Raw genomic sequence first — 1,718 nt, forward strand, 5'->3', positions numbered from 1 at the left:
TCGACCTGGTGCTGAACACGGTCAGTATGGAGGAGGCAGTCGAACATGCCGAACGGGAGGAAGTACCAATCGCCGCCGAAGCGACAGCACACACCCAAATGGCGAAAGACGACAGTGACGCAGCGCCGGCCCCTGGAATGGATGGCCAACTCGGATGACGGGCTCGTCCCGGGGTCAGATTGTAGTAGATCTGCCAAAGTGACTTATTTCCGAGCGACATAAGGCCGAGTCTCATGGGTCAGCCGCCATGCACCGCTCGGTGCCGACGATCAGCGGCGGTGATGAACCAGCCTTGTGCTGACGGGGTCGTTCAGTTGTCTAGCCCCCAATTTCAGTGCCACTAATTTTGGATTTCTCTAATAAGGTTTCTGGCATGGGAGGTCGCATTCCGAGTGCATGATGGGGCCTGATGTGATTGTATTCTTTGAGCCAAATATTGATTGCGACCTGAGCCTGTTTGATGCTGTGGAACCATTCAGCGTTTAAGACTTCTTGGCGAAGAATACCGTTGAACCGTTCATTGTAACCGTTTTCCCAAGGACTGCCTGGGTAGATTTGGATTGGTTTGACGCCAACCTTTCTGAGCCATTTTTGAAGGTGTTCAGCTACGAACTCCCCGCCATTGTCAGATCGAATGCATTCAGGCTTTCCGTATTTCATCAGCAAACGATGTATGACACGCAAAACATCATCTGAGTTCATCTTGTCTTGCACCTCAACGCAAAGAGCTTGGCGGGTAAACTCATCTAAGACGGTCAGCATCTTGTAGCTGCGCCCGTTACTCAGCTTGTCGTGAACAAAATCAATTGCCCAAACATGATTGGGATGCATTGGGCGCAAACGGATGACCGAACTGTCTTTGTGATACAGCCGCCTTCGTTTCTTATGCCGCTCTGGCAGCTTCAGCCCTTCTTCGCGCCATAAACGCTCAACTTTCTTGTGATTGACGTGCCAACCTTCGATCCGCAGCAACTCAGCGATCTTTCGATATCCGTACCGACCATACTGCTTGGCAAGGCGGATCATGGCCAAGCGCAATGCGTCATCACCTTGAACCTTCGTTTTGTAATGCAAGCCAGAACGCGAGACGCCGAGAACCGCACATGTGCGCCGTTCTGACGTATCAAGTCTTTGGCGGGTATGGATTACGGCCTGACGCAACCCATCAACCGTCAGGCCTTCGGCTTTAAATAATCGAGGCTCTCTTTCAAGATCAGCTTGTCCAGTTGGAGGTCCGCAACGATTTTCTTCAGCCGCTCGTTTTCCTTCTTCAGTGCTTTCATTTCTGAGAGCTGCGGTCGCCCTAGACCACCGAACTTCTTGCGCCAATAGTAATAGGTCTTGTCCGAAATACCCGCCTTGCGACACGCGCCCACAACATCCAACCCATCATGCAAATGAACATCAATCTCGCGCAATAACTTCAGTGCATCCTCATSTGAATACCGTTTCCGTGCCATTCTCTGTCACTCCCTTAGTCAACAAATAGTGGCACAGTTTTAGGGGGCCAAGACAMTTACACGGCACCACCCCGCGGAGAACCATGGCCCGAATGTGTCGCAGCGGGAACCGCTGCACTACAATCACGCACCCGCTCAATCGCTCATAACGCTTTGCGCAACGGAGCGCCGCGTGTAATCACCAACCGCAACCAGTTTTGGCAGAAACACGGCGCAGCGCTTGCAGCACGCTTTTTACTACCCCGCCGCCCCTCTCAA

2 protein-coding genes are annotated in these 1,718 nt (G+C 52.4%); both read right to left on the bottom strand.

What is annotated here, in order from left to right; genetic code table 11:
* Positions 1–318 precede the first annotated feature (318 nt).
* A complete protein-coding gene (locus tag NIG5292_RS14260) occupies positions 319–1,161 on the bottom strand; it encodes an IS3 family transposase (protein ID WP_082136725.1) in 843 nt (280 codons plus the stop codon).
* An 11-nt stretch (positions 1,162–1,172) separates the two neighbouring features.
* Positions 1,173–1,460 carry a transposase gene (locus NIG5292_RS14265; RefSeq protein WP_048600205.1) on the bottom strand — a complete coding sequence of 96 codons (288 nt, stop codon included), beginning with the start codon at positions 1,458–1,460 and terminating at the stop codon, positions 1,173–1,175.
* Positions 1,461–1,718 lie beyond the last annotated feature (258 nt).

The sequence above is a fragment of the Nereida ignava genome, assembly GCF_001049735.1.
Taxonomy (GTDB): Bacteria; Pseudomonadota; Alphaproteobacteria; order Rhodobacterales; family Rhodobacteraceae; genus Nereida; species Nereida ignava.